This is a genomic window from Pseudomonas salmasensis, assembly GCF_014268375.2.
In the GTDB taxonomy this organism is placed as follows: domain Bacteria; phylum Pseudomonadota; class Gammaproteobacteria; order Pseudomonadales; family Pseudomonadaceae; genus Aquipseudomonas; species Aquipseudomonas salmasensis.
The window spans coordinates 648,943-674,116 of sequence record NZ_CP077083.1 but is presented as its reverse complement, the minus strand read 5'-3'; the positions used below and the strand labels follow the sequence as shown (position 1 = coordinate 674,116).

The window sequence follows — 25,174 nt, the reverse complement described above, 5'->3', positions numbered from 1 at the left end:
CACGCGGCGTCGGTAAGTTTCTCGCGAGCAAGCTCGCTCCTACAGAGTGTCAGGGCGTGAGCAACTGGGTTACTGCGGCAAATGCCGCCTGGCGCCTTTGTTGCCAGTCGCCACCAATCACCACCAGCGGCTGTCGATGCTGTTGCATCCACTCCAGACTGGCCTGGAAAAATGCCCGCCGATCCGCCAGTTCCGGCTGGCAGCGCTGGCCGTCGGCACTCCACTCCACGTCTTCGGGGGAGAGCAGCAGGTGCAGATCGTAATGCCGCGCCAGGAGTTCATCATCCAGCCAGCCGGGGTAGTCGCCGAACAGGGTCTGGCTCCAGAGCCTGTTGGTCAGCAGGTGGGTGTCGAGGATCAGCAACGCGGGGCGTTTGGCGCGGGCGGCGTCCTCCCAGGCCAGTTGGCCCTGGGCAATCGCCGGGATATCCGCCAAGGTGGTGTCGCGTTGATGCTGATCGATGAAGTAGCGCACATATTCCCCCACCATCAACCCGCCGAAGTGCGCGTGCAACTGCGCCGCCAGCCAGCTCTTGCCGCTGGATTCGGGGCCCGCCAATACCACCACTTTCATGCGCGCAACGCCGGGTCGGCGCGCCACTCGCGCCAGCCTTGCACGGCAATCACGGTAAACAGTGCGTAGAGCGCGGCGGTGAGGTAGAGGCCTTTGTAAAGGAACAGGCCGACGAAGATCACATCCACCACGATCCACAATGCCCAGCACTGCACACGTTTTTGCGCCATCCACATCTGCGCCACCAGGCTGAAACCGGTGAGCGCGGCGTCGAGCCAGGGCTGGGCGGCGTCGGTCCAGTGGGCCATGGCGGCGCCCAACAACAGGCTACCGACGGCGCCAACAGCCAGGCTTACCATGATCGCAGGCACTCCCAGGCTCGTGACCTGACGGCCCTGCTTGACCTCGCCGGCGCGGGTCCACTGCCACCAGCCGTAGACCTGCAAGGCCGCATAGACCACTTGCAGGAGCATATCGGAGTAGAGCTTGACCTCAAAGAACACCCAGGTGTAGAGCAGCACCATCACCAGGCCGATGGGCCAGCACCAAGGGTTTTGTTTGACCGTCAGCCAGACGGCGATCACCCCCAGGGCGGCGGCGAACAGTTCAAGCCCGGACATGGCGGATCCTTGGGGGAGTGGGAGAGGGCGGTGATTGTACCTAGAGGTCGGCGATCTTCAAACGTGCACCGCGAACTCTAAGGCAAACCCTCGCCCTTGGGGTGTTTGCTGCTTCAGTTATCCATCGCACTCAAGATCGCATAGGCCACTTTCACCCGCTCGGCATTCGGGTAGTTCTTGTTGGCGAGGATCACCACCCCCATGTCCTTGCTGGGTACATACGCCACATAGGCGCCAAAGCCGCCGGTGGAGCCGGTTTTGTTGTAGAGCACGTTGGCAGGCTGCGCCTGGGCGGGTTTGAGCCAGTTAACCTTGTGCGGCTCCATCGCCATCGGTGTGGAGTTGCCGTCCAGCAACGCTTGCAGGGCGATGGGGTAGGGGTAGCGTTCCCAGCCCAGGCCCTGGGTCATGCCGTTGACGGTGTAGTAGCCGGCGTGAGTGGTGGCAATGGCCTGCTGCACCGGTTGCTCCAGGGTTTGCGGGTGCATGTTCGCGATCACGTAGCGGGCCAGGTCCTGGCTGCTGCTCTTGAGGCCGTAGGCTTCGAAGTCCAGGGCGCCGAGGTTGACGCGAACCGGTTTCTGCTGGCTGTCATAGCCCTGGGCGTATTGGCCGGCCTTGTCGGCGGGTACGCGGGTATAGGTGTTGGTCAAGCCCAGCTTGGGCAGCAGGGTTTTTTCCATGGCGACGGTGAACGGCTGGCCCAGGGTTTGTGCTGTCACGTAACCGAACAGGCCAATGCTGGGGTTGGAATACAGGCGTTGTTCCCCCGGCGCATAAGTGGGTTTCCAATGCTGGAAATAATCCATCATGGTGGTTGCACTGTCGGCGGCCTCCGGAAACTGCAGCGTCAGGCCGCCGGGGGTATAGGTCGCCAGTTGCAGCAGGCTGATGCGATCGAACGCGCTGCCAGCCAGGACGGGCAAGTGTTGGCTGGTCATGTCCGACAGCTTGAGCTTGCCGATGGCCTGGGCATACCCGCCGAGGGTGGCGTTGAAGGTTTTGCTCACTGAGCCGATTTCGAACAGAGTGTTTTCAGTGACGGGTGCCTGGGTGTCTTTGGCGGCGACGCCGTAGTTAAAGTATTGCACGGTGCCGTGTTGGACCACCGCGACCGTCAGGCCCGGGATGCCTTGCTGTTTCATCAAGGGGGTGACGTGGCTGTCCACGAGTTGGCGCATATCGGTGGCGGCCATGCAGCTGCCGGCGCCGAGCAACAAGGCTGAAACCGCATATTTTTTCAGGGTGTGCTTCATGGTTCGCTTCCATGTAAATAAGGCAATGACGATCGGAGCCTGCGCAGGCGTGGCAAATGTAGGTGGATTTGCGGGCCTGGGCAAACGATGATATCTCGCACCTGCCATTAGAAAAATTTGGGTCAAGCCATGTTGCGTTCCCACCTGCCGCTCAATGCGTTGCGCGCCTTCGAAGCGTCGGCGCGGCATTTGAGCTTTACCCGTGCGGCCATCGAGTTATGCGTGACCCAAGCGGCGGTCAGTCATCAGGTCAAAAGCCTCGAAGCACAACTCAACGTCACGCTGTTCAAGCGCCTGCCACGGGGCTTGATGCTCACCAGCGAAGGCGAATCCCTGCTGCCCGTGCTGCGTGACGCTTTCGACCGCATCGCCCTGACGCTGGATCAGTTTGAAGGCGGGCATTACCGCGAAGTGCTGACCGTAGGGGCGGTCGGTACCTTTGCGGTGGGCTGGTTGTTGCCACGCCTGGCGGATTTTCACAGCCGCTACCCGTTGATCGACTTGCGTTTGTCCACCCACAACAACCGCGTGGATGTCGCCGCCGAGGGCCTGGATTATGCCATCCGCTTTGGCGCCGGCGCGTGGCACGGCACCGATGCCTGCCCCTTGCTTGAGGCACCATTGACAGTATTGTGTGTGCCGCAGATTGCCGAACAACTGCGCAGCCCGGCGGATGTGTTGAAGCACACCTTGCTGCGTTCCTACCGTGCCGATGAGTGGAGCCTGTGGTTCCAGGCCGCCGGTTTGCCCAGCGACACCCGGGTGCCGCGCAGCGTGGTATTCGACTCCTCGCTGGCGATGATGGAGGCCGCGCTGCAGGGGGCTGGCGTGGCGCTGGCGCCGGCCCGGATGTTCTCGCGGCAATTGGAGAGCGATGTGATCCGCCAGCCGTTCGAGGTGGGGATCACGACGGGCAGCTATTGGTTGACGCGCTTGCAGTCGCGGGCTGAGACGTCAGCGATGGTGGCGTTCAAAGGTTGGTTGCAGGCATGCAATTGTTAATGTAGGAGCGAGCTTGCTCGCGAAAAACTCCCAGGCGCCGCGTCTATTCAGGAAGCCCGCGTTATCGTTGTCGTTTCTCGCGAGCAAGCTCGCTCCTACACCAGGTATTGGCGGAACCATCCCAGGGTGCGTTCCCAGGCAAGGTTCGCCGCTGCCTCGTCATAGCGTGGCGTCGAGTCATTATGGAAACCGTGGTTGGCGCCCTTGTAGATAAACGCCTCGTACGTCGTAGCCGCGGCCTTCAATGCCTGTTCATACGCCGGCCAGCCTTCATTGATGCGCGTATCCAGCTCGCCGAAATGCAACATGACCGGCGCCTTGATGCGCGGCACGTCCTTGGCGTCGGGTTGGCGGCCGTAGAACGACACCGCCGCGCCCAGTTCCGGGTAGGCCACCGCCGCTGCATTGGTCACGCCACCGCCATAACAGAACCCGGTGATGCCGACCTTGCCCGTGCTGCTGTCGTGGTGCATCAGCCATTCGATGGCGGCGAAGAAGTCGTTCATCAGCTTGGTCGGGTCGACAGTCTGTTGCAGCGCCACGCCTTTTTCATCATTGCCAGGGTAGCCGCCCACCGAGGTCAGGCCGTCCGGGGCCAACGCGATAAAGCCGGCCTTGGCCAGGCGTCGGGCCACGTCTTCGATATAGGGGTTCAGGCCCCGGTTTTCATGCACTACCACCACGGCGGGCAGCTTGCCTGCGGCCTTGGCTGGGCGCACCAGGTAGCCGCGCACGGTGCCATTGCCTTTGGGCGAGGGGTAGGTGATGTAGTCGGCGACGATGTCCGGGTCGGTGAATTTCACCTGTTCGGCCAGGGCGTAATTGGGGCTCAGGGCCGCGAGCAAGGCCGAAGCGGTAAGGCCACCGAGGGTGAACAGCGCGGCGCGGTCGAGAAATTCGCGGCGGTTGATCTTGCCGTGGGCGTAGCCGTCGTAGAGTTCCAGCAGTTCGGGAGCAAAGTCTTTCGCGGTCAGACGAGTCATTGATGCAGTCCTCGATTAGCGGTTGCCGTCACTGTAGACCAGGATCAAACCTCGCGGCCATGGGCGGCAGCGGCCAGTTGCCCGGTATCAACGCGCACGAACACCGAGTCGCCGACGGCGGTGAGCACGCTGCCTGCATACACTTCGCAGACCACCCGGCTTTTGCGCCCGACTTCGCCTTCGACCCGAGCGCGCAGGACCAGGGGCACACCCATGGGCGTGGGCTTGATGAATTTGATCCCCAGGTTGCCGGTGACGCAATCGATGCGCGGCAGGCTGCCGGGTTCACGCTGTTCGGCGCGGTAGTGGTAGGCCATGGCGGTCCAGTTGGAATGGCAGTCCACCAGCATGGCGATCAGGCCACCGTAGACCAGGTCCGGCCAGCCGCTGTATTTAGCCTCGGGTTGGTGCTCGGCAATGACGTGTACGCCATCGTCATCCCAGCGGCTCTTGATGTGCAGGCCATGGGGGTTGCTGCTGCCGCAGCCGTAGCAGATGCCTTCCGGCGCCGTGGTGTCCTGGAGAGAAGCGCTGTGCATGCAGAGTCCTTGTTATTTTTTTGGGCGACGCTTCTATTTAGCAGGCCAGGGGTTAGCGAGCAAACTTCTTTGCCCCAGCCACGCAGCCAATCACCGCCACCGTTACCAGCACCATGCCCAGGCTGACCTGTTCATGCAGCAAACCCGCTGCCAGCGCCAGGCCGAAGAACGGTTGCAGCAACTGCAATTGGCCGACCGCAGCAATGCCGCCCTGGGCCAGGCCCCGGTACCAGAACACGAAGCCGATCAACATGCTGAACAACGCCACGTAGCCCAGGCTCAGCCATGCCGGCAGGCTGATACCGCTGAGGGTGGCAGGCGCCAGCAACAGGCTCAAGGGCGCCACTACCGGTAGCGACACCACCAGCGCCCAGCAGATCACCTGCCAGCCGCCCAGGCTGCGCGACAGCTTGGCGCCTTCGGCATACCCCAGGCCGCACACCAGCACCGCTAACAGCATCAGCACATCGCCTGCGGGCGCGGCGCTCAAGCCTTGGGCAACGGCATAACCCATCACCAACAGGCTGCCCAGGATCGAAAACAACCAGAACACCGGCCTCGGACGCTCACCGCCGCGCAGCACCCCGAACACCGCCGTAGCCAGTGGCAGCAGGCCGATAAAGACGATCGAGTGGGCCGAGGTCACATACTGCAAAGCCAGGGCCGTCAGCAGCGGAAAGCCGATCACCACGCCAAGCGCAACGATGACCAGCGGTGCCCATTGTTGGCGCGTGGGGCGTTTTTCCTTGAATAACCACAGCAGGCACAGCCCCAGTAGCGCAGCGAGGGTGGCGCGGATCATGGTCAGGAACACCGGGTCGAATTCCATCACCGCCACACGTGTGGCCGGCAGCGAGCCGCTGAAAATCACCACGCCGATAAAGCCGTTGATCCAACCCTGGGTGCTGTTGTCCAGAGTGTCGAGGGGAGAAGTACGTTCCATGGAGGGCGTCCTGAAAAGGCAGTTGCGTGCAGGGCATCCTAGGATTGAAGATTAAGACAATCAAAAAATTGTCATGGATACATCCCTATGTCCCGTGCTCGCTACAAGACGCTGGTCGATACCTTCGCCGAGGCCATCCGCAGCGGCCAATTGCTGCCCGGCACGCGGTTGCCCACCCACCGGCAATTGGCCGCCGAGCATGGCCTGGCCTTGGTCACCGCCAGCCGGGTGTACAGCGAACTGGAAGCCATGGGCTTGGTCAGTGGCGAAACCGGGCGCGGTACCTTTGTGCGTGAGATCGCCTTACCGCCGGGGCAGGGCAGTGGGCAGATGACGGTTACGGCGGGGTTGCTTGACCTGAATTTCAACTACCCGTCGTTGCCAGGCCAGGCCGAGCTGTTGCGCACGGCGTTGCGCCAGCTTGCCCTGTCTGGCGACCTGGAGGCGCTGCTGCGCTACCAGCCCCATGCCGGGCGTGTGCACGAGCGGGCCGCCGTGGCCCGGCACTTGTTGAACCGAGGGCTGACGGTGCCCGCCGAGCAGGTGCTGGTGGTCAGCGGTGCCCAGCATGGTCTGGCGGTGAGCATGATGACCTTGCTCAAGCCTGGGGACGTGGTCGCGGTGGATGCATTGACCTATTCGGGGTTCAAGGTGCTGGCCGAAACCCTGCACCTGGAACTGGTCGCTATCCCAGTCACCGGCAGCGGCCCGGACCTCGACCACCTGCACCGCCTGTGTCGCCAGCGCCCGGTGCGAGCGGTGTACAGCATGCCGACCCTGCATAACCCGCTGGGCTGGGTGATGAGCCTGGCGCAGCGCGAGCGCTTGGTGGCGATCGCCCGGCAGCACAACTTGATGATCATCGAGGATGGTGCCTATGCGTTTCTCGCCGAAGAAGCGCCGCCACTCTTGGCGACCCTCGCACCGGAGCGCACGGTGTACATCGGCGGGCTGTCCAAGAGTGTTGCCACCGGTTTGCGCGTGGGCTTTATCGCTGCGCCTGTGGCATGGGTAAGCGGCTTGGAACGCACGATCATGGCAACCACCTGGAACGTGCCAGGGGTGATGAGCGCGATTGCGGTGGGCTGGCTCGAAGACGGTACGGTGGCGCAACTGGAGGCGCAAAAGCGCGCGGATGCCCAGGCTCGTCAGGCATTGGCGGCGCAGGTGCTGACCGGTGTGAGGACGATCAGCCACCCGTCCTCCTACTTTCTGTGGCTGCCGTTGGCGGAAGATGCACGCGCCGATCAGGTCGCCATGACCTTGCAGCGCGCGGGCATCTCGGTTTCAACCGCCGAACCGTTCGCGGTCTCGGCCCAGGTGCCCCACGCGCTGCGCCTGGCCCTGGGTTCGGTGCCCATGGCGGCGTTGCGTGAGGCGCTGGTGAAGGTGCGCAAGGTGGTGGTGTGGTGAGCGAACACCCGGCTACAGGGTTTGATTTGAAATACGGGCGAAATGTGGGAGCTGGCTTGCCTGCGAAGACGGCCTGACAGCCAACACAGTTATACCGAGTACATATCCATTCCTGCGGTAACGGCCACTTAGGGTTCCGCCCTGACGGCGGCTAACCCGGCGTCCTGCCGGGTTACCCACGAATTCAAGCCTGCGTTCGGCCAGCGTGGTTTAACGGGGCGCCTAAGATCAAGATCAAAAGCAGATCAAGAGCGGCTCGCTGCGCATCGTGGTTACCTGTGGGCGGCACATTCGACATCTCTGTCGATTGAACGGCCGCCATCGCAGGCAAGCCAGCTCCCACATGGAGTCGGCGCTGCGGCCAATTCTGTAGGAGCGAGCTTGCTCGCGAAAAACGTCAACGATGACGAGGGCTTCCTGAATCAACGCGGTGCCCGTGAGTTCTTCGCGAGCAAGCTCGCTCCTACAAAAGCCTTAACTGACTGGCATAAGGCAAGCCAGCTCCCACAGGTTGACCGTGTTTAGCGGGCTACCAGCGGTGGCGTACGTGGCGGGATCATGCGTTTGCTGCCGGTGGCTTCGAACGCCGAGGCGAAGCGCAGCAGCGCCGAATCGTCATAGGCACGCCCGGCGAAGGTGAGCCCCACTGGCATGCCGATGTCTGCCATCACGCCCATTGGCACGGTGACGGTGGGCACGCCCAGGTGGCGGATGGCGAGGTTGCCGTTGGCGACCCATACGCCGTTGCTCCAGGCGATATCGGCAGACGCTTCGTTCACATCGGCATCCGCCGGGCCTACATCGGCCACGGTGGGGAACAGCACGGCGTCAAGCCCCAGGGTATCCATCCAGTCTTCCAGGTCCAGGCGTCGGGTTTGTTCCAGGCCGCGCAGGCCATCGGGCACGGTGCTGATCTGGTCCCATGGCGTGATGCCGCGTTGGGCCATGCGCACGTATTCGTCCATGCCGGCGGCCAGGTCGTCTTCACGGTTGGGCAGGGTGCCGGGGTCGTGGGGGAATATTTTCGGCCCGTCTACATCGGCCAGGCGGTTCAGGTTTGGGTCGCCGTTGGCGCGCAGGAAGTCATCGAAGGCCCAGGCCGACAGTTCCCACAGTTCGTCGTGGAGGAATTCCTTGGAGACCAGGCCACGGGTAAACACCGTCGGCGCGCCGGGGCGGTCGCCTTCGCAGTTGGACACCAGCGGGAAATCCACTTCGATCACTTCGGCACCCGCCGCTTCCAGTGCCTGGCGCGCGGCTTGCCACAGTTCGATCACCGTGGCACGGGTGTGGATCTTTTGCCCGGTCGGGCCGCCGATACCGGGTTTTTCGCTGGTGCCAGCCTCCGGGTCGGCATTGATGTACATGCGCGGCACGCCAAAGCGCTTGCCGGCCAGGCTTTCGCTGCCGGCTGCCAGGGCCGCATAGGACGCCGGGCGCACCGAGGTGACGCTGGGGATCGGCACCCAGGGTTGCAGGCGCCACAGGTCGCCACGGGTGTCTGGGTCTTCGGCCACCACGACGTCGAGTACTTCCAGCAGGTCGGCCATGGTGCGGGCGTAGGGCACCACCACGTCCATGGTCGGAGTCAGCGGCCAGTTGCCGCGCACCGAAATCACCCCACGCGAAGGCGTGTAGGCACACAGGCCGTTGTTGGAGGCCGGGCCGCGTCCGCTGGACCAAGTTTCTTCAGCCAGCCCGAACGCGGCAAAGCTGGCGGCGGTGGCGGTGCCCGCGCCGTTTGAGGAGCCCGACGCAAACGGCGCGGTGAGGTAGTCGGCGTTGTAGGGGCTTTCGGCCCGGCCATACACGCCACGCTGCATGCCGCCATTGGCCATCGGCGGCATGTTGGTCTTGCCCAGGCAGATGGCGCCGCCGGCCCGCAGGCGCTCAATGGTGAAGGCATCGCGCTGGGCCACCAGCGTGGCGAACGCCGGGCTGCCGGATGCAGCCGTCAGCCCCTTGACCAGGTAACTGTCCTTGGCGGTGTAGGGAATGCCATCCAGCGGCCCCAGGGTTTGCCCCTTGGCGCGGCGCGCATCGGAGGCCTGGGCTTCTTTCAGCGCCTCGGGATTACGTACCACCACGGCGTTGAGTGCAGTGGCCGTCTGCGGGCCATCGTAGGCATCGATCCGCGCCAGGTACGCCTGCACCAGTTCAACCGCCGTGGTCTGGCCGGCTTCAAGCGCAGCGCGCAATTGGGCAATGGAGACTTCAGTAACTTGCATCACGTTTTTTTCGCCGCCTTCAAGTGGGGGTATGGCGGCAGTCTACGTACAGATATTTCACAAAACCAGCGCGGCATACTTCGCGCAGGACATCTCGAGAAAGACCTCAGCAGGATTGCAAGCGGCAGCCTCTTATCGCTAAGGTGGCCGCGTTGATTAACGTTGCACTTCAAGGAAGAGACCATGCAAAAACCTTATATCGCCCTGGCGGCCTTGCTGGGATTTACCGTCTATACCGTGGCGACCATGCTCACGGCCGAGCAGTCACTGTTGGCCTTTGGATGGGAACTGATGTCCAGGCCCGATACGGCGCAGGTGGTGATTGACCTGTATCTGATGGCGGTGCTGGCGTGTGTGTGGATGTACCGGGATGCGCGTGGGCGAGGGCGGTCGATGGCCTCAGTGTTGCCGTATTTTCTACTGACGGCAGTGTTTGTGTCGGTAGGGCCGTTGCTCTATATCGTGGTTAATGGGTTTTCTCGTCGGGCCATGAAGTGAGGTTTGTTGCTCCTGTGACGACCTGCCAGCCGATGCTGATCTACCTGACACACGACGATCCAAATGTAGGAGCTGGCTTGCCTGCGATGGCGGCCTCCCAGCCGACGCCTATCTACCTGACACCCCTAAGATCCTACTGTGGGAGCGGGCTTGCTCGCGAAGGCGGCCTGACAGGCGACACAGTTGGATTGTGTACATATACATTGCTGCGGTAACGGCCACCTAGGGTTCCGCTCTGACAGCGGGTCACTTTTGGAAAAGAGCCCCAAAAGTAACCAAAAGGGCTCTTGCCCCACCACTCGGCACCTCGCTTAGGCTCGGTGTGCCCGTAATCCGCCAGTGATTTGGGGGGGCCGCCGCCACGCGCCATCCATGGCGCGGGGCGGCTAAACCGGCATCCCTGCCGGTTTACCCCCCAAATCCCTGTCGAATTCCGGCCAGCGTGGTTTGACGGGGCGCTTAAGATCAAGATCAAAAGCAGATCAAGAGCGGCTCGCTTCGCATCGTGGTTAGCGTTGAGCGCTACAGAGTTGTGTCGATACCTAAGGTAAGGCTATTTGGGGCCCCGCAACCGATCAAACCCCTTTGGTCGACGGCAACAGTACCGTCAGGATACCCACCAACGGCAGGAACGAGCACAGCTTGTACACGTACTCGATGCCGTGATGATCGGCGAGCATCCCGAGCAGCGCCGCGCCGATCCCACTGAAGCCGAACATCAAACCGAAGAATATCCCGGCGATCATGCCCACATTGCCCGGCACCAACTCCTGGGCAAACACCACGATGGCCGAGAACGCCGAGGCGATGATAAAGCCGATGACCACGCTGAGTACGGCGGTCCAGAACAGGTCGACGTAGGGCAGGGCCAGGGTGAACGGCGCGGCGCCGAGGATGGAGAACCAGATAACCTTTTTGCGGCCGATCTTGTCGCCGATCGGGCCACCGGCAAAGGTGCCCACGGCCACTGCGCCGAGGAACAGGAACAGGTACATCTGCGAGCTTGCCACCGACAGCTGGAATTTCTCGATCAGGTAGAACGTGAAGTAACTGGTCAGGCTGGTCATGTACCAGTATTTGGAGAACACCAGCACGGCCAATACCACCAGGGCGAAGGTCACGCGGCCTTTGGACAAGCCGTGGGTCGCCTGGCTGCCTTGCTTGAGCTTGAACAGGTTGAGGTGGTGGCGGTACCAACGGCTCAAGCCGTACAGCACCAGAATGGCGAACACCGCAAACAGGCCGAACCAGGCGATATGGCTTTGGCCGTAGGGAATGATGATCGCCGCCGCCAGCAACGGGCCGAAGGCGCTGCCGGTGTTGCCGCCAACCTGGAAGGTCGATTGCGCCAGGCCGTAGCGCCCACCGGAGGCCAGGCGTGCGACGCGGGAGGTTTCCGGGTGGAAGGTCGACGAGCCCACACCCACCAGCGCTGCCGCGAGCAATATCGCCGGGAAGTTGCCGACAAAGGCCAGCATCAAGATGCCGACCAAGGTGCACACCATGCCCGCCGGCAATAGCCAGGGTTTGGGGTGACGGTCGGTGTGGTAGCCGATCCACGGTTGCAGCAGCGAGGCGGTCAACTGGAAGGTCAGGGTAATCAGGCCGACCTGGGTGAAGCTCAGGCCGTAGTTGGCCTTGAGCATCGGGTAGATCGACGGCAGCACCGCCTGGATCAAGTCATTGATCAGGTGCGCCAGGGCACAGGCGCCCAGGACGCGCATGACTAAGGGGCTTACTTGCGGGCTGGTCGAAGGTGCGGCGGGTGACGCTGTGACTGTGGACATGCGGGCATTCCGTACAAGGCAGCTAACAGGCGTGGAGGCGGGCGGCGGTGATGTGAACCGCCACTCCATCTGGACTCGGCGTTTATGCTAGATTCGGCGCCAATGCCTGTCTCGCGCAATTCGGGCAGAAACTATCGCAAAAAGGGCGAAATGATCAAATCACTGGATAAATTTCTGCGAGAAATCGATGAGGGCGACTGGGCCGTCATCAGCTCGGCCACCGATTACCCCGAAAACTGGGTGATCCCCGAACACAGCCACAACAAGCACCAACTGCTGTACGCCATTGGCGGTGTGATGGTGGTGTACTCGGCCCTGAGGCAATGGACGGTGCCGCCCAATCGTGGTTTTTGGATGCCTTGCGGTCAAGTTCACTCGCTGCGCTGCGTGGGTACGCTGCAGATGCGCAGCGTGTTCGTGCGCCCGGACAGCTTCCCCAACCTGCCGGCCGAGCCCAAGACGGTGACGGTCTCGCCGCTGCTGAGCGAACTGATCAAGGCCTCGGTCAGTTTGAAACCGCCATATGCCGAGGATTCACGCGACGCGCGGATCATGCACCTGATTCTTGATGAGCTGGCCATCCTGCCGGCCTTGCCGCTGTCTTTGCCGCAGCCTGCCGACCCACGCCTGAGCCCGATTTGCCTGGCGTTGCAGGACGAGCCGAGTGATGCCTCCACCGTCGCCGACTGGAGTGCGCGGTTGGGATTGGACCAGACCACCATCCAGCGCCTGTTCCGCAAGGAAACCGGCATGACCTTCGGCCAGTGGCGCCAGCAAGCGCGGCTATTGCTGGCGCTGGAACGCATTGCGGTGGGGCAGAAGATTATCGATGTGGCGTTTGAGTTGGGCTATGAAAGCCCCAGCGCTTTTACCAGCATGTTCAAGAAACAGTTTGGCAAAACGCCGAGTCATTTTTTCAAGTAGCGCCGCTCGCCATGCGCGCCTGAGCAGTGCGGCGCGATGCCAGGTAAGCCAGCAGCGTGGCGACTACCAGCAAGGCGGCGCTCAGCTCGAAGGTGGCCCGGTAGCCGCTCAAGTCGAACGCCACGCCCCCTACGGTGGCACCGGCGGCAATCGCCAACTGGATGATGGCGACCATCAACCCCCCGCCGGCCTCGGCGTCGTCGGGCAAGGTGCGCGCCAGCCATGTCCACCAGCCAACCGGTGCAGCTGTCGCTACCAGGCCCCAGCAGCCCAACAGCACGGAGGTGGCAATCGTTGAACCGCCGAACTTCATCAGCGCAAGGGCGATGCCGGCCATGATCAACGGGATGGCAATCAGCGTCGGGTAGAGGTGGCGCTTGAGCAAATGCTCAATCAACACCGTACCCGCCAGACCGGCCAGGCCGAGCACCAGCAGCATCAACGACAGTGTGCTCACCTCGACCCGGGTCACGCCCTCCAGAAATGGCCGCAAGTAAGTGAACAGCATGAACTGGCCCATGAAGAACAGGCTCACGGCGCCCATGCCCAAGGCCACCTTGGGGCTTTTCAGCAGGCGCAGTGCATTGCCGGTGTTCGCTGCGCCGCTGTGCTTGAGCGCAGGCAAGCTCAGCCACAACCAGGCCAGCGCAATCACGGCCACCGGCACCACGCAAAAGAATGCGCCGCGCCAGCCAATCAGGCCGCCGAGAAAGCTGCCCAGCGGCGCCGCAATCACCGTCGCCAGGGCGTTGCCACCGTTGACGATGGCCAAGGCCCGTGGCACTTGGGCGGGCTCGACCAAGCGCATTGCCGTGGCCGCCGACAGCGACCAGAAGCCGCCAATCGCCACGCCAATCAACGCGCGCCCGAGCATGAACACCGCGTAATTGGGTGCGAACGCCACCACGCTGCCAGAGACGATCATCAGTAGGGTCAAGGCCATCAGCAGGCGCTTGCGATCCATCCGCGCGGCAACCGCCGCGATCACCAGGCTGGTGAGCAGGGCAAACACCCCGGACACGGAAATGCCCTGGCCGGCCTGGCCTTCAGTGATCTGCAAGTCAGCGGCCAGCGGTGTCAGCAGGCTGACCGGCATGAACTCGGAGGCGACCAAGGCAAACGCCGCCAACGACATCGCCAGCACCGCGCCCCAGCGTTGCGGTTGAGGGGTAACAGACCTCACTGCAAGTGGCTCTGGAAGAAGGTGGTGAGCGTGTCAAACGGGATCAGTTCGACGCGGTCGTACAGGTCTACATGGCCGGCGTTGGGGATGACCAGCAATTGCTTGGGCTCGGCGGCGCGTTGATAGGCGTCTTCACTGAATTCACGGGAATGCGCGTCGGCCCCGGTAATTAGCAGCAGCGGGCGCGGCGAGATCGTCTCGATATCGTTGAAGGGGTAGAAGTTCATGAACTTGACGTTGCTGGTCAGCGTCGGCCGGGTGGTGGTTTGGGATGAGGCGCCTGCCGGGGTGACTTCGCCGCGCGGGGTACGGTAGAAATCGTAGAACTCGTCGCCGACCGGATCGCCCGTGAGGCTGTGCGGCGTGCCACCGGTGTAGAGGGTCTCGCCGCCCTGGAATTCTACATAGCGCTGGTTGGCGGCCTGGCGCAGGATCTGCTGGCGCTGTTGCAAGGTCATGCCGTGCTTGAGGCCATTGCGGTTGGCCGCGCCCATGTCGTACATGCTGACCGTGGCGATTGCCTTGAGACGCGGATCGATCTTCGCCGCACTGATCACGAAACTGCCGCTGCCACAAATGCCGATGGCGCCGATGCGTTCTCGGTCGACCTGTGGGCGAGTGCCGAGAAAATCCACGGCGGCGCTGAAGTCTTCCACGTAGAGGTCGGGCAACACCGCGTTGCGCGGCGTACCGGCGCTTTGGCCCCAGAACGACAGGTCCAGGGACAGGGTCACGAAACCCTGTTCAGCCATTTTGGTGGCGTAGAGGTTGGCGCTTTGCTCTTTGACGGCGCCCATCGGGTGGCCGACGACAAGGGCGGCGTGCTTTGAGCCTGGGGCCAGGTGCTTGGGCACGAACAGCATGCCTGCGACCTGCATGCCGTATTGATTGTTGAAGGTGACAGGTTCGGCCGTCACTGTGTCGCTGCTGTAGAAGTTATCCGCACCGTTGGACATATCGGCTCCAAATGAAGAAAGAGAAGTCACCAGCAAACCCAAGGCGAGCAAGAGGCGTTTCATAGGGATGTTCCTTGTGAAGTGTCCGCACATTTTCCGGGTGACGGCAGGGCTTCTGTAGTGCATTTGAGTGGATTACTTGCCTGATCCTCTGAGTTTCAGCGCCAGGTGACGACGCCCGTGGCTTGCGCGAGTAAAGTGCAATGAAGCTATGAAAGGGTCTGTCATGACGTCCACTCCCACCCCCCTGAATGCGCTGATCCAGTCGATTGGTTCGCGCACCCCGTCGCCCGGCGACTACGCCATGCCGATCCCCGGCCTGGGCTTTTATCGGCGTGAGCAACCCGCTGCGCCGGTGGTGTGCATGGTTGAGCCGTGCATCGTGCTGGTGGCCCAGGGCGAGAAGCAGTTGTGGGTCGGCGGCGAGGGCTACCCCTACGACACGTCCCGGTTCCTGGTGACATCGCTGGACATCCCGGCCAACTCCGAGGTGCTGGCGGCCAGCCCCGAGCAGCCCTGCCTGGGGCTGACGTTCAAGCTGGACCTGCGCATGCTGGCCGAGCTGATCGCCCAGGGCGGCTTGCCGCCGGTGCGTGAGCGTGCGGTCATGAAGGGGGTGGGGATCGGTACAGTCACCGACGGCATGCTGGCCGCATTCGCGCGCCTGGTGGCGTTGCTGGATGAACCCGAGGCTATCCCGGTACTTGCGCCATTGATCCAGCGCGAGATTCATTACCGGCTATTGAAAAGCGACCAGGCCGGCCGATTGCGCCAGATCTGCTCGGTGGACGGGCAGGGTTATCGGATTGCCAAGGCCATCGACTGGCTGAAGTTGAATTTCGACGCGGCCCTGCGTGTGGAAGAGCTGGCAGCGCGGGTGCAAATGAGCGCGGCGACCTTTCACCATCACTTCCGGCAACTGACCGCGATGAGCCCGCTGCAATACCAGAAATGGCTGCGTTTGAATGAAGCGCGTCGATTGATGTTGAACGAGCACCAGGATGTGTCCAGTGCCGCGTTCAAAGTCGGGTATGAGAGCCCGTCGCAATTCAGCCGTGAGTACAGCCGGTTGTTTGGGGTGCCGCCCAAGCGCGATATGGCAACACTGCGGGGCCGGGCGGGTGTCAGTGATCCGCCGGGGTCAGATTAGCGTAGAAGATGCAGCCAATCAGCCGTGCGAACAGGCTCAGGGTTTCCGGCAGGTTGGGGTCGTCGAACAGCATGGCCCGGGAGTCCAGCGCGCACAGCGCCCCGAACAGGCGGCCATCGGGCAGGAAGATCGGCGCGCCGGCGTAGCTTTCGATGGCGTATTGCTTGACCACCGGGCGCGCCGCGAAACGGCCGTTCTGGCTGATCTGGGGGATGAACAGGGTGTGTGGGTTGATGCAGAACTCACTGCACAGGGTGGTTTCAAGGTCGAGTACGTCGTCGACGTTGATGCCCATTTGCAGCGGGTCGTAAGCCGAACACACCACCCATTCCTGGTCGGTGAACTTGGCGATGCCGGCGAATCTCATTCCGGTCAGGCGGGTGACCAGCTTGAGGATGTTGGTGGTTGCTTCAATTTCGGCAATGGCGGCGCGCTCGTCTGCGCTGAGTAACCTGTGTGCGGCGGTGACGCTTGAAACCATGCTGAACGCTCCAATGGCGTGGTCGCAGGCCGCGACCACGCACAGTCAGGTTATTAATTGATGCGCGGGTGTTGCTGTACCAGGTTTTCCCGCTTGGTTTGCAACGCGGCAATCTCGGCGTCGATGTCTTCGATTTTCTGCTCGATATTGTCGTGATGCTCCTGCAGCAGCTCCTTGGCTTCTTCCATGTCGGAAGCTGCCGGGGCCGCGCCACGCAGGGGCTTGTTGGCGGTTTCCTTCATGGTCAGGCCCGTGATCAGGCCAACCACTGCGAACACCATCAGGTAATAAGCGGGCATGTACAGGTTGTTGGTGCTCTCCACCAGCCAGGCCACCGCAGTGGGCGTGACACCGGCGATCAGTACCGAGACGTTGAAGGCACTGGCCAGGGCGCTGTAGCGCAGGTGGGTGGGGAACATGGCTGGCAAGGTCGACGCCATCACACCGATAAAGAAGTTCAGCACTACCGCCAGAATCAGCAGGCCGCCGAAGATCAGGCCGGTCTTGCCGCTGGTGATCAGCATGAAGGCCGGGATCGACAGGAACAGCAGGCCAATGCTGCCGGCGATGATGAATGGCTTGCGGCCGATTTTGTCGCTGACAAAGCCAATGAACGGCTGCACGAACAACATGCCGACCATGATCGCGATGATGATCAGCACGCCGCTGTTTTCGGCATAGTGCAGGTTGTGGGACAGGTAGCTCGGCATGTAGGTGAGCAGCATGTAGTAGGTCACGTTGGTAGCCGCGACGATACCGATGCAGGTCAACAGGCTGCGCCAGTGCTTGGTGGCGATTTCCTTGAACGAGACTTTAGGGCCGTGGCTCAGGCCTTCGCGGTCACCCTGTTCGAGTTTGTCGACATGCTGTTGAAACGCCGGGGTTTCTTCCAGCGCGTGGCGCAGGTACAGGCCGATGATGCCCAGGGGCAGGGCGAGGAAGAACGGCAGGCGCCAGCCCCAGGCCTCGAACTCAGCCTCACCGAGCACGGTGGAGATCAACACCACCACACCCGCGCCGAGCACGAAACCGGCGATGGAGCCGAAGTCCAGCCAGCTGCCAAGGAAACCGCGCTTGCGGTCCGGGGCGTATTCAGCCACGAAAATCGACGCGCCGGTGTACTCACCGCCCACCGAGAAACCCTGGGCCATTTTGCACAGCAGCAACAGGATCGGCGCCCAGATGCCGATGGAGGCATAGCCGGGGATCAGGCCGATGGCAAAGGTGCTCAAGGACATGATCACGATGGTGGCGGCCAGGACTTTTTGCCGCCCGTACTTGTCGCCCAGTGCGCCGAAGAACAGGCCGCCCAGTGGGCGAATCAGGAAGGGAACGGAGAAGGTGGCCAGTGCTGCGATCATCTGCACGCTAGGGGAGGCGTCGGGGAAGAACACCTTGCCCAGCACGTAGGCGACAAAGCCATAGACGCCAAAGTCGAACCATTCCATGGCATTGCCAAGTGCGGCGGCGGTGATCGCCTTGCGCATCTTGTTGTCGTCGACAATGGTGATGTCTTTCAATCCGATGGGTTTGACGCGTTTTTTACGTAGTTTCATGCGGGCCACTCAAAAGCTGAACAGGGGAGGTGCCATCGCTACGATGGCACCGCTCTGTCAGTTCAGATACAAGTGGACACGAAATAATTCACCGCTTTGTGTATTTTTTCTCGCATGGGATGAAACGTTCGGTTTTCGAGGCCTATGCATAACGAGCGGCGAAACAGATCAAATGTGGGAGTTGTCGAGCCCCGGCGAGGCTACGAAGGCGGCGGTACTGTTGGCATTTGTGTTGCCTGAACTATCGCCATCGCGGCCTCGCTAAAGCTCGAGCGCTCCCACAAGGGGATTGTCATTGTCAGTCAGGCAAACAGGGAAGTCATTCATATGCCAAGCAGCCATTCATGCCTTACCTACCGCCAACCACAGGCCGCAGACGTTCAGCGATTGTTCGCGATCTTCGGTGATCCACAGACCAACTTGTTCAATCCTGCCGGCCCGCTGCCCAACCTGGCTGCGGCACAACGGCTATTGGATCACTGGCTTGAGCAATGGGCCTCCCAGGGTTACGGCTGGTGGGCGATTGCCCGCAAAGAGAGCCCCGAACACATCATCGGATTTGGCGGCATTGCGCCACTTAACTACCTGACGCAGCGGCGCATCAACCTTGGCTATCGGCTGGCTGTCGAGGCCTGGGGGCAGGGGTATGCCACTGAGCTGGGGCGGGATGCCCTGGCGCTGGCGTTCGACGCCCTGTCATTACCGGAAGTGTTTGGTTTGGTGCGGCCCGATCATGCCGCGTCGATCCGCGTACTGGAAAAACTGGGCATGCAACGTTTCGGTCTGCTCGATGATGTACCCGGTCAAGCGCCCAGCCTGGTGCTCAGGGTTTGTCATCCTACAACTGCACCTACCTGACATGTTTCAATTCCACGTAAATCCTCGATAAGCTGCAATCTTTGCGATTGACACCCCGTTGGCGCCCCGATATAAAACTCATAGTTGTACGACGACATATGACGTTACATATGTCCTACCTAACAAAAATAAAAAGTGATGCCATGAATCTGAACGAGCCCATCAGTGCCCTTCGTGTCGGCCAGGCGGTCGGCAGCTATCGCTGGACGATCTGCGCGATGTTGTTTTTCGCCACCACGGTCAATTACCTCGACCGCCAGGTGCTCAGCCTCTTGGCACCGCAACTGTCAACGCAGTTTGGCTGGAGCAACACCGATTACGCCAACATCGCGGCGGTGTTCCAGTTTGTCTACGCCATTTCCATGCTGTTTGCCGGGCGCTTCGTCGACAAGATCGGCACCAAGGCCGCCTATGTAGTAGCGATTGGTATCTGGTCCACCGGCGCGATCATGCATGCGTTTTCGGTGCCAATGGGCGAGGGCATCGCAGCCGTCAGCGGTGCCATTGGCCTGGCGGTGATCCCGGTGTCCATTGCTGGCTTCATGCTTTCACGGGCGGTGTTGGCGATTGGCGAAGCGGGTAACTTCCCGATCGCCATTAAGGCCACTGCCGAATATTTCCCCAAGAAAGAACGCTCCCTGGCCACCGGCATCTTCAACTCTGGCGCCAACGTCGGCGCGATCCTGGCGCCAATCTGTGTCCCTTTGATTGCTGGCATGTGGGGTTGGGAGGCGGCGTTTATGGTCATCGGCATGCTCGGTTTTGTGTGGGTAGCCGTGTGGGCCGCCGTGTACGAAAAACCGGAGCAGCAAAAACGCCTGTCGCCTGAAGAGCTGGCCTACATTCGCAGCGACCAGACCGTACAACCGTTCACCCCGGCGCCGACGGGCACCGCTGCGAAGAAAGTCTCCTGGTTCAAATTGTTGACCTACCGCCAGACCTGGGCGTTTGCTTTCGGCAAGTTCATGACCGACGGCGTGTGGTGGTTTTTCCTGTTCTGGCTGCCCACCTACCTGGCTGCCCAATACGGCATGAAAGGCGCCGATATCGTGATGCCATTGGCGGTGCTGTACAGCATGACCATGGTCGGCAGTATTGGCGGCGGCTGGTTCCCCAGCTACTTCATGGCGCGCGGCGATGCACCCTATGACGGGCGCATGAAAGCCATGCTGGTGATTGCGCTGTTCCCGCTGGTGGTGTTGCTGGCGCAGCCGTTGGGCTACCTCAGCTTCTGGGTGCCGGTGTTGCTGATTGGCGTGGGCGCCTCGGCGCACCAGGCGTGGTCATGCAATATTTTTACCACCGTGTCCGACATGTTCCCGCAGAAAACCGTGGCCTCGGTGGTCGGTATTGGCGGCATGGCTGGAGGCCTGGGCGGCGTGCTCATGACCAAGATCGGCGGCTGGGTGTTCGACTATTACAAGTCCATCAACGACATCCATACCGGCTACATGATCATGTTTGCCATCTGCGCCCTGGCTTACCTGGTGGCCTGGAGCGTGATGAAGACGCTGGTGCCGCGCCACAAGGAAATCACTGATCTATAGCGCTAGCTAGAAAGGTCATCAAGGCAGCGACGATGACCTCAGGCGCGTCCTCTTGCACCAGGTGCCCCGCACGCGGTACGCGCAGGTAGCGGGCATCTAATTTACCTGCGAGCGCGTCGCCCTGTGCCACGTTGATCCACTGGTCTTCTTCACCCCAGAGCAGTTGCACCGGGCAACGCATGTCGGCGAGTCGGTTTTCAATCGGGTCGGTATAGCGCTGGTCCATCTGTGCAATCTGGCGATAGAAGGCGGGCTGGCCAACCTCGCCTGTCCAGGGTGTGACGTAGGCGTGCAGCACCTGCGCAGGTAGCGGCGCGAAGGCAGCACCCTGCAGATAGGCCCGCACAATCGCCTCATGGATATAGGCCGGCGCTTCGCTGAAGGCCTGTTCATGGCGGCGCACATGCTGCACCAACGGCGACCCCCACGGCGCCATGGCGACAGGGTCGATCAAGGTCAGGCTGGCATAGTCACAGCCATCGAGCAGATGCGCGCGCAACGCCGTGGCACCGCCAAAATCATGGGCCAGCACATGGGGACGTTCCAGGCCCCAATGGTGCAGCAATGCGGCGAGCAGCAGGTTTTGTACGCCCAGGGAGACGTCCTGGCCCGGCGCCTGTTCAGACTGGCCGTAGCCAACCAGGTCGTAATAGAACACGCGGTATTGCGCGGCAAACAAGGGCGCGATACGGCGCCACACATGGGAAGAGAACGGCGTGCCATGCACCATTACCAGCGCCGGGCCCTGGGTACCAAGCTGGCCCCAGCGCACGGTTTGGTTGTAAAAGTCAAAGGTGTGGGGCAGTGCCAGTGCATCGGTTGAATGGGTCATGGTTGAATCTCCCCTAAGGTTTGGTGGGTTGTGGCGGGGTTTGCCTGTGCCAGGAGGACACGAACCGCCATGACCACGCCGACAAGCACGGCAGCCAGGCCCACGGCTTCCATTGGCGTCGGCCAGCGCGGGTGAAAACCTAGGCCGAGCAGGCTGGCGAAGAGTGATTCCAGGGCAATCAATTGGCCGCTCAGTACCATGGGCAGCCGCCGCGTTGCTGCGTTCCAGGCCCAGGCGCCGACCACCGTGGACATCACGGCGATGCCCAGGCTCCAGGCATACAGCGGCCATGCCTGGTTCCAGCCCGCACCAAGGGTCGGCAACCGGAACAAGCCCAGCGTGTATAGCCACGGCAGCAGGCACAGCGCCGCGCCCCCTGCGCCTACCAGCATCAGGGCAGTCCACAGGCCGGTTGCGCGGGCAGGCAGGCGCGCCAGTTGCTGTTGATTGATGACGCTGAAGCCCAGCCACAAGGCCACTGCGCCCAGGGAGAAGCACAACCCGGCCAGCCAGGAGCCGGTGCCGGAGGCGGGCAGGTGGAGGCTGCTGATGGTGGACAGCAACAGCCCCACGGTGAGGCAGGACAACGGCATCACCAACTGGCGCCAGTGTAGGGTCTTATGGCTGGCGTTGCCTATCAACGCCAGTAGCACCGGGACCATCCCGACAAACGCTGGCGTCAGCACCGGCCCGCCGAACATCACACCGCCAGCGACGCACACGCCATAACCGAGGCAACCCAGCGCGCCCAGTGCTGCGGCGACCAGGCACTGGGCGGTGCTGAGTGCACTCAATTGCGCCCTGCACACCATCATCCCGGCGAGGCCCAGCCCACCGGCCATCAGAAACCGCACGGCCATCAAATCGTAGAGGCTGTAGACGCCGGTGACATAGGGCGCAATGAAGTTCAGCGCCCAGCCCAGGGTGGCGACAACGGCTAATAGCACTCCGGTAAAGAGTGAGGCGCGGGCGGTGGTCATCAGGCTGATCCATGAAGTGAGGGATTCATGGTGCCCAGCGCGGCGGGTGTGCTACAAACGAGTTTTCGGCCTTGGATGCATAACCACAGATTATGAATGCACTTGGCAAAACCTTACCGCCGCTGACCAGTTTGTTGCCGTTTGAAGCGGCGGCGCGCCTGGAGAGTTTTTCCAAGGCGGCCGATGAATTGCACATCACCCAGGCAGCGGTCAGTCGGCAGATTCGCGGGCTGGAGGACAACCTGGGGGTCAAGCTGTTTTCTCGGCGCAACCGGGGGGTGTTCCTGACGCAAGAAGGGCGTGAGCTGGGGCGGGTGGTCAGCCTGGCCTTGCAAAGCATCAGTGAAGGCGCGGTCAGCCTGAGAACATCACCGCAGCGCAATCGCGTGGTACTGCTGTGTCAGCTATGCGAGGCGTTCTATTGGTTGATGCCGCGCCTGGCAACCTTCCACCAGCAATACCCGCAGATCGAGATTCAGGTGGTGACCTGCACGCGGCCGATCACCCAGTTCGACGGGCATTTCGACGTGGCCCTGCAAAGTACCCGGCGCGCCAGTGGCGCCCATACGCTGATGTTCACCGCCTCCGACGAGGTGTTCCCGGTGTGCAGTCCGGCTTACCTCTGCCCGGACCAACCGCTACCGCTGGCTGAATTACAGCCCTGCACATTTCTGCACCACAGCTCAGAGCCGCCGCACTTGATGGAGTGGGATGAGTGGCTGCAGGTGTTCGGTCGTATGTTGGCCAGGGATGCGCGCAGTGCCACCTTCGACAGCTACCCGCTGATGTTGCAAGCCGCAGTGGAAGGGCACGGTATCGCCATGGGGTGGCGTCGTACCGCAAGCCGACTGATCGAGAGTGGCGCGCTGGTTCGGCCCTGCGCAGAAAGCGTGTTTTTGCCCGAGGCTATTTCGGTCTACCGGCAGCAAGGGGCGGGCAGTCGGGACGAGGTCAGCGCGTTGTTGGCTTGGCTTGAGGCGCAATTGCAGAGCGACGGCTGACAGGGGCGTTGCTGCCCCTGTCATCTGCGGTTATTGGTTACGCGTGACGCGCCAAATCGTATTGGCCAAGTCATCGGCAATGATCAGCGCGCCTTTAGGGTCCACCGTCACCCCCACTGGGCGCCCACGGGTCTTGCCGTCGTCGCCGCGAAAGCCGGTGGCAAAGTCGATAGGCTCGCCCGCCGGCTTGCCGTTGCTGAACGGTACGAAGATCACCTTGTAGCCCACTGGGTTGTCACGGTTCCAACTGCCGTGCTCGCCGACAAACGCGCCGTCAGCGAATTTTTCACCCATGGCAGGGATGGAAAAGTCCACGCCCAGCGCGGCCACGTGGGAGCCCAGGCTGTAATCGGGCTTGATCGCCGCAGCCACCTTGGCCGGGTTTTGCGGTTGGGCGCGGGGGTCGACGTTCTGGCCCCAGTAGCTGTAGGGCCAGCCGTAGAAAGCACCTTCGCGCACCGACGTCAGGTAGTCCGGCACCAGGTCGGGGCCCAGTTCATCGCGCTCGTTGACCACCGTCCACAGTTGCCCGGTGCCCGGTTGGATGGTCAGCGCTGTCGGGTTGCGCAGGCCCGTAGCGTAGGGCTTATGCGCACCGGTGGCGGCATCGATCTGCCAGACCATTGCGCGGTCGATCTCCACTTCCATGCCGCGTTCGGTGATGTTGCTGTTGGAGCCGATGCCCACATACAGCTGACGCCCGTCGTCACTTACGGCCAGCGACTTGGTCCAGTGGTGGTTGATCTGTGCCGGCAGGTCGGTAACTTTGACCGGCGGGGCGCTGGCTTTGGTCTGGCCGTCGGCGTAGTCGAAACGCAGCAGTGCGTCCTGGTTGGCCACATACAGCTTGCCGTCGGCGAATGCCAGGCCGTAGGGGGCGTTGAGGTTGTCGGCGAACACGGTCTTGAGTTCATAGGTGCCGTCACCGTCGGCGTCACGCAGCAGCGTAAGGCGGTTGCCGCCTTTGACCTTGGTGTTGCCCTGGGCCTTGATCACACTGGCGATCACGTCCTTAGGCTTGAGCTTGGCCGCACTGCCGCCACGGCCCTCGGCCACCAGGATATCGCCGTTGGGCAGCACCAGGGTCTGGCGCGGGATCGCAAGGTCGGTGGCGATGGCGGTGACGCTGTAGCCTTCGGGCACCTTGGGCTTTTGGTCGCCCCACGGCGTGGGCTCGGCAATTTTCATGCTCGGCAACAGGCTGCTTTGTTGCTCAGGCAGCTTGGGGTCTGGGCCGCGCGCCTGGGTCTTGTCACCTTCGCCGCCGCAGGCACTCAGCAACAGGGCGGCGCTGAGCAGGGTCAGTGTGTTGAGTGGTTTCATCGGGCAGCTCCTGAGCGCAGGTTGGTCAAGCCGATCCAGGTGGCGACAATCGCCAGCACGGTGACAATCGCCGACAGCACCAAGCCGGTGGGCATCATGGCGTAGGCGTCCTTGGCATGCTGGAAGGCGTTCACCAGCCCCAGCACCCAAGTGCCCAGCAACAACAGGAAGTACGCCACCGGGCGCCCGCCCTTGTGTTCGGCACGCACCAGGTTGACCAGTGCAAACAGCAGGGCAAAACCACAGAACACCAAGGCTCCTGCGATCAGCCAGGAGGCGAAATTGGCCCATTGAATCTGGTAGGTCTGGCCGTAGGCGATATCACTGAGCAAGGCTCCGAGAAACAACGGCACGGTGCCGGCGAGCAAAGTCCCGTGCAACGGCCCGGGCCTGACGACGGGGTAAGTGGGGAGGGTAGTCATGGTGGTGGCGGCTCCTTATCGTTCTGCACCCTGGGTTCAGGACGCGCTGACTTTGCATAGGAAAGGAGCATGGCGCTTGTAAGAAAGTTCACTGGGAGGGCGTGTCGAGGTGTGTTTCGGTCCGGCGTTCCTCTGCATATGCATAGGTCTCTACACAATTTTGGTGCGACGCTGAACC

General features: G+C 62.1%; 24 protein-coding genes. 8 read left to right on the top strand and 16 right to left on the bottom strand.

What is annotated here, in order from left to right:
• Window positions 1–49: 49 nt before the first annotated feature.
• From HU731_RS02775 to ampC, 3 genes are all read right to left on the bottom strand, one after another.
• A complete protein-coding gene (locus tag HU731_RS02775; RefSeq protein ID WP_186609013.1) occupies window positions 50–574 on the bottom strand; it encodes an ATP/GTP-binding protein in 525 nt (174 codons plus the stop codon).
• The gene (gene pnuC, locus HU731_RS02770; RefSeq protein ID WP_186609014.1) at window positions 571–1,134 is read right to left on the bottom strand and encodes a nicotinamide riboside transporter PnuC; all 564 of its coding nucleotides are present in this window, start codon (window positions 1,132–1,134) and stop codon (window positions 571–573) included. The genes HU731_RS02775 and pnuC overlap by 4 nt, the downstream gene beginning before the upstream one ends.
• A 113-nt stretch (window positions 1,135–1,247) precedes the next feature.
• Window positions 1,248–2,390 (bottom strand): class C beta-lactamase, encoded by a 1,143-nt coding sequence (ampC, locus tag HU731_RS02765; protein ID WP_186609016.1) that lies wholly within the window; start codon window positions 2,388–2,390, stop codon window positions 1,248–1,250.
• A 129-nt stretch (window positions 2,391–2,519) separates the two neighbouring features.
• Here ampC and HU731_RS02760 point away from each other — a divergent pair, with 129 nt between their 5' ends.
• Entirely contained in the window at window positions 2,520–3,392 is an 873-nt protein-coding gene (locus HU731_RS02760) for a LysR family transcriptional regulator (RefSeq protein WP_186609018.1), read from the top strand.
• A gap of 95 nt (window positions 3,393–3,487) precedes the next feature.
• Here the strand turns inward: HU731_RS02760 and yghX are convergent, their stop codons facing one another.
• The 3 genes from yghX to HU731_RS02745 are packed head-to-tail and all read right to left on the bottom strand — an operon-like array spanning window position 3,488 to window position 5,857.
• The gene (gene yghX, locus HU731_RS02755) at window positions 3,488–4,375 is read right to left on the bottom strand and encodes a YghX family hydrolase (RefSeq protein ID WP_186609020.1); all 888 of its coding nucleotides are present in this window, start codon (window positions 4,373–4,375) and stop codon (window positions 3,488–3,490) included.
• 44 nt (window positions 4,376–4,419) lie between these two features.
• Complete coding sequence (locus HU731_RS02750) at window positions 4,420–4,914, bottom strand: PaaI family thioesterase (RefSeq protein ID WP_032892109.1); 495 nt, start codon at window positions 4,912–4,914, stop codon at window positions 4,420–4,422.
• A 52-nt stretch (window positions 4,915–4,966) separates the two neighbouring features.
• The gene (locus HU731_RS02745; RefSeq protein ID WP_186609021.1) at window positions 4,967–5,857 is read right to left on the bottom strand and encodes a DMT family transporter; all 891 of its coding nucleotides are present in this window, start codon (window positions 5,855–5,857) and stop codon (window positions 4,967–4,969) included.
• An 87-nt stretch (window positions 5,858–5,944) separates the two neighbouring features.
• On the opposite strand from HU731_RS02745, the gene HU731_RS02740 reads away from it, so the two are divergent.
• Complete coding sequence (locus tag HU731_RS02740; RefSeq protein ID WP_186609022.1) at window positions 5,945–7,270, top strand: aminotransferase-like domain-containing protein; 1,326 nt, start codon at window positions 5,945–5,947, stop codon at window positions 7,268–7,270.
• Between the two features lie 521 nt (window positions 7,271–7,791).
• Here the strand turns inward: HU731_RS02740 and HU731_RS02735 are convergent.
• Window positions 7,792–9,501, bottom strand: coding sequence for an amidase (locus HU731_RS02735; protein WP_186609023.1), 1,710 nt, complete (start codon window positions 9,499–9,501; stop codon window positions 7,792–7,794).
• A 180-nt stretch (window positions 9,502–9,681) separates the two neighbouring features.
• On the opposite strand from HU731_RS02735, the gene HU731_RS02730 reads away from it, so the two are divergent.
• The gene (locus HU731_RS02730) at window positions 9,682–9,996 is read left to right on the top strand and encodes a DUF2834 domain-containing protein (protein ID WP_014718650.1); all 315 of its coding nucleotides are present in this window, start codon (window positions 9,682–9,684) and stop codon (window positions 9,994–9,996) included.
• Window positions 9,997–10,571: 575 nt separating this feature from the next.
• On the opposite strand, the gene HU731_RS02725 is transcribed toward HU731_RS02730, so the two are convergent.
• Window positions 10,572–11,783 carry an MFS transporter gene (locus tag HU731_RS02725; protein WP_034135455.1) on the bottom strand — a complete coding sequence of 404 codons (1,212 nt, stop codon included), beginning with the start codon at window positions 11,781–11,783 and terminating at the stop codon, window positions 10,572–10,574.
• 102 nt (window positions 11,784–11,885) lie between these two features.
• Here HU731_RS02725 and HU731_RS02720 point away from each other — a divergent pair, with 102 nt between their 5' ends.
• Window positions 11,886–12,707, top strand: a complete 822-nt coding sequence (locus HU731_RS02720; protein WP_186609024.1) for an AraC family transcriptional regulator — start codon at window positions 11,886–11,888, stop codon at window positions 12,705–12,707.
• Here HU731_RS02720 and HU731_RS02715 read toward each other — a convergent pair.
• Together HU731_RS02715 and HU731_RS02710 are read right to left on the bottom strand one after the other, a co-directional pair.
• Window positions 12,700–13,890, bottom strand: a complete 1,191-nt coding sequence (locus HU731_RS02715; RefSeq protein ID WP_186609025.1) for an MFS transporter — start codon at window positions 13,888–13,890, stop codon at window positions 12,700–12,702. The two genes, HU731_RS02720 and HU731_RS02715, sit on opposite strands and share 8 nt — an antisense overlap.
• On the bottom strand, window positions 13,887–14,909 hold the full coding sequence (locus tag HU731_RS02710; protein ID WP_186609026.1) for an alpha/beta hydrolase: 1,023 nt from the start codon (window positions 14,907–14,909) through the stop codon (window positions 13,887–13,889). Before HU731_RS02710 ends, HU731_RS02715 begins: the two co-directional genes overlap by 4 nt.
• 163 nt (window positions 14,910–15,072) lie before the next feature.
• Here HU731_RS02710 and HU731_RS02705 point away from each other — a divergent pair, with 163 nt between their 5' ends.
• Window positions 15,073–15,996 (top strand): AraC family transcriptional regulator, encoded by a 924-nt coding sequence (locus HU731_RS02705; protein WP_057975769.1) that lies wholly within the window; start codon window positions 15,073–15,075, stop codon window positions 15,994–15,996.
• Here HU731_RS02705 and HU731_RS02700 read toward each other — a convergent pair.
• Together HU731_RS02700 and proP are read right to left on the bottom strand one after the other, a co-directional pair.
• Entirely contained in the window at window positions 15,971–16,477 is a 507-nt protein-coding gene (locus HU731_RS02700) for a GAF domain-containing protein (protein ID WP_032892101.1), read from the bottom strand. The genes HU731_RS02705 and HU731_RS02700 overlap by 26 nt on opposite strands.
• 53 nt (window positions 16,478–16,530) lie before the next feature.
• On the bottom strand, window positions 16,531–18,033 hold the full coding sequence (gene proP / locus HU731_RS02695; RefSeq protein ID WP_032892100.1) for a glycine betaine/L-proline transporter ProP: 1,503 nt from the start codon (window positions 18,031–18,033) through the stop codon (window positions 16,531–16,533).
• 327 nt (window positions 18,034–18,360) lie between these two features.
• Between proP and HU731_RS02690 the strand changes: the two genes are divergently transcribed.
• Together HU731_RS02690 and HU731_RS02685 are read left to right on the top strand one after the other, a co-directional pair.
• Complete coding sequence (locus tag HU731_RS02690) at window positions 18,361–18,891, top strand: GNAT family N-acetyltransferase (protein WP_186609027.1); 531 nt, start codon at window positions 18,361–18,363, stop codon at window positions 18,889–18,891.
• 143 nt (window positions 18,892–19,034) lie between these two features.
• Window positions 19,035–20,438 (top strand): MFS transporter, encoded by a 1,404-nt coding sequence (locus HU731_RS02685; protein WP_186609029.1) that lies wholly within the window; start codon window positions 19,035–19,037, stop codon window positions 20,436–20,438.
• Here the strand turns inward: HU731_RS02685 and HU731_RS02680 are convergent.
• Window positions 20,425–21,270, bottom strand: a complete 846-nt coding sequence (locus HU731_RS02680) for an alpha/beta fold hydrolase (RefSeq protein ID WP_186609031.1) — start codon at window positions 21,268–21,270, stop codon at window positions 20,425–20,427. The genes HU731_RS02685 and HU731_RS02680 overlap by 14 nt on opposite strands.
• Window positions 21,267–22,250: a DMT family transporter gene (locus tag HU731_RS02675; RefSeq protein ID WP_186609033.1), complete on the bottom strand. Its 984-nt coding sequence runs from the start codon at window positions 22,248–22,250 to the stop codon at window positions 21,267–21,269. The genes HU731_RS02680 and HU731_RS02675 overlap by 4 nt, the downstream gene beginning before the upstream one ends.
• Window positions 22,251–22,342: 92 nt before the next feature.
• Between HU731_RS02675 and HU731_RS02670 the strand changes: the two genes are divergently transcribed.
• The gene (locus tag HU731_RS02670; protein WP_186609035.1) at window positions 22,343–23,251 is read left to right on the top strand and encodes a LysR substrate-binding domain-containing protein; all 909 of its coding nucleotides are present in this window, start codon (window positions 22,343–22,345) and stop codon (window positions 23,249–23,251) included.
• A gap of 30 nt (window positions 23,252–23,281) precedes the next feature.
• Here the strand turns inward: HU731_RS02670 and HU731_RS02665 are convergent, their stop codons facing one another.
• Together HU731_RS02665 and HU731_RS02660 are read right to left on the bottom strand one after the other, a co-directional pair.
• On the bottom strand, window positions 23,282–24,574 hold the full coding sequence (locus HU731_RS02665) for a PQQ-dependent sugar dehydrogenase (protein WP_186609037.1): 1,293 nt from the start codon (window positions 24,572–24,574) through the stop codon (window positions 23,282–23,284).
• On the bottom strand, window positions 24,571–24,996 hold the full coding sequence (locus tag HU731_RS02660; RefSeq protein WP_161905870.1) for a DUF2231 domain-containing protein: 426 nt from the start codon (window positions 24,994–24,996) through the stop codon (window positions 24,571–24,573). Before HU731_RS02660 ends, HU731_RS02665 begins: the two co-directional genes overlap by 4 nt.
• Window positions 24,997–25,174 lie beyond the last annotated feature (178 nt).

What these genes read in the sequence shown, in the direction of transcription:
- HU731_RS02775 (WP_186609013.1), bottom strand. Translation starts at nt 574, where the DNA reads ATGAAAGTGGTGGTATTGGCGGGCCCCGAATCCAGCGGCAAGAGCTGG.
- pnuC (WP_186609014.1), bottom strand. Translation starts at nt 1,134, where the DNA reads ATGTCCGGGCTTGAACTGTTCGCCGCCGCCCTGGGGGTGATCGCCGTC.
- ampC (WP_186609016.1), bottom strand. Translation starts at nt 2,390, where the DNA reads ATGAAGCACACCCTGAAAAAATATGCGGTTTCAGCCTTGTTGCTCGGC.
- HU731_RS02760 (WP_186609018.1), top strand. Translation starts at nt 2,520, where the DNA reads ATGTTGCGTTCCCACCTGCCGCTCAATGCGTTGCGCGCCTTCGAAGCG.
- yghX (WP_186609020.1), bottom strand. Translation starts at nt 4,375, where the DNA reads ATGACTCGTCTGACCGCGAAAGACTTTGCTCCCGAACTGCTGGAACTC.
- HU731_RS02750 (WP_032892109.1), bottom strand. Translation starts at nt 4,914, where the DNA reads ATGCACAGCGCTTCTCTCCAGGACACCACGGCGCCGGAAGGCATCTGC.
- HU731_RS02745 (WP_186609021.1), bottom strand. Translation starts at nt 5,857, where the DNA reads ATGGAACGTACTTCTCCCCTCGACACTCTGGACAACAGCACCCAGGGT.
- HU731_RS02740 (WP_186609022.1), top strand. Translation starts at nt 5,945, where the DNA reads ATGTCCCGTGCTCGCTACAAGACGCTGGTCGATACCTTCGCCGAGGCC.
- HU731_RS02730 (WP_014718650.1), top strand. Translation starts at nt 9,682, where the DNA reads ATGCAAAAACCTTATATCGCCCTGGCGGCCTTGCTGGGATTTACCGTC.
- HU731_RS02725 (WP_034135455.1), bottom strand. Translation starts at nt 11,783, where the DNA reads ATGTCCACAGTCACAGCGTCACCCGCCGCACCTTCGACCAGCCCGCAA.
- HU731_RS02720 (WP_186609024.1), top strand. Translation starts at nt 11,886, where the DNA reads ATGCCTGTCTCGCGCAATTCGGGCAGAAACTATCGCAAAAAGGGCGAA.
- HU731_RS02710 (WP_186609026.1), bottom strand. Translation starts at nt 14,909, where the DNA reads ATGAAACGCCTCTTGCTCGCCTTGGGTTTGCTGGTGACTTCTCTTTCT.
- HU731_RS02705 (WP_057975769.1), top strand. Translation starts at nt 15,073, where the DNA reads ATGACGTCCACTCCCACCCCCCTGAATGCGCTGATCCAGTCGATTGGT.
- HU731_RS02700 (WP_032892101.1), bottom strand. Translation starts at nt 16,477, where the DNA reads ATGGTTTCAAGCGTCACCGCCGCACACAGGTTACTCAGCGCAGACGAG.
- proP (WP_032892100.1), bottom strand. Translation starts at nt 18,033, where the DNA reads ATGAAACTACGTAAAAAACGCGTCAAACCCATCGGATTGAAAGACATC.
- HU731_RS02690 (WP_186609027.1), top strand. Translation starts at nt 18,361, where the DNA reads ATGCCAAGCAGCCATTCATGCCTTACCTACCGCCAACCACAGGCCGCA.
- HU731_RS02685 (WP_186609029.1), top strand. Translation starts at nt 19,035, where the DNA reads ATGAATCTGAACGAGCCCATCAGTGCCCTTCGTGTCGGCCAGGCGGTC.
- HU731_RS02680 (WP_186609031.1), bottom strand. Translation starts at nt 21,270, where the DNA reads ATGACCCATTCAACCGATGCACTGGCACTGCCCCACACCTTTGACTTT.
- HU731_RS02675 (WP_186609033.1), bottom strand. Translation starts at nt 22,250, where the DNA reads ATGACCACCGCCCGCGCCTCACTCTTTACCGGAGTGCTATTAGCCGTT.
- HU731_RS02670 (WP_186609035.1), top strand. Translation starts at nt 22,343, where the DNA reads ATGAATGCACTTGGCAAAACCTTACCGCCGCTGACCAGTTTGTTGCCG.
- HU731_RS02665 (WP_186609037.1), bottom strand. Translation starts at nt 24,574, where the DNA reads ATGAAACCACTCAACACACTGACCCTGCTCAGCGCCGCCCTGTTGCTG.
- HU731_RS02660 (WP_161905870.1), bottom strand. Translation starts at nt 24,996, where the DNA reads ATGACTACCCTCCCCACTTACCCCGTCGTCAGGCCCGGGCCGTTGCAC.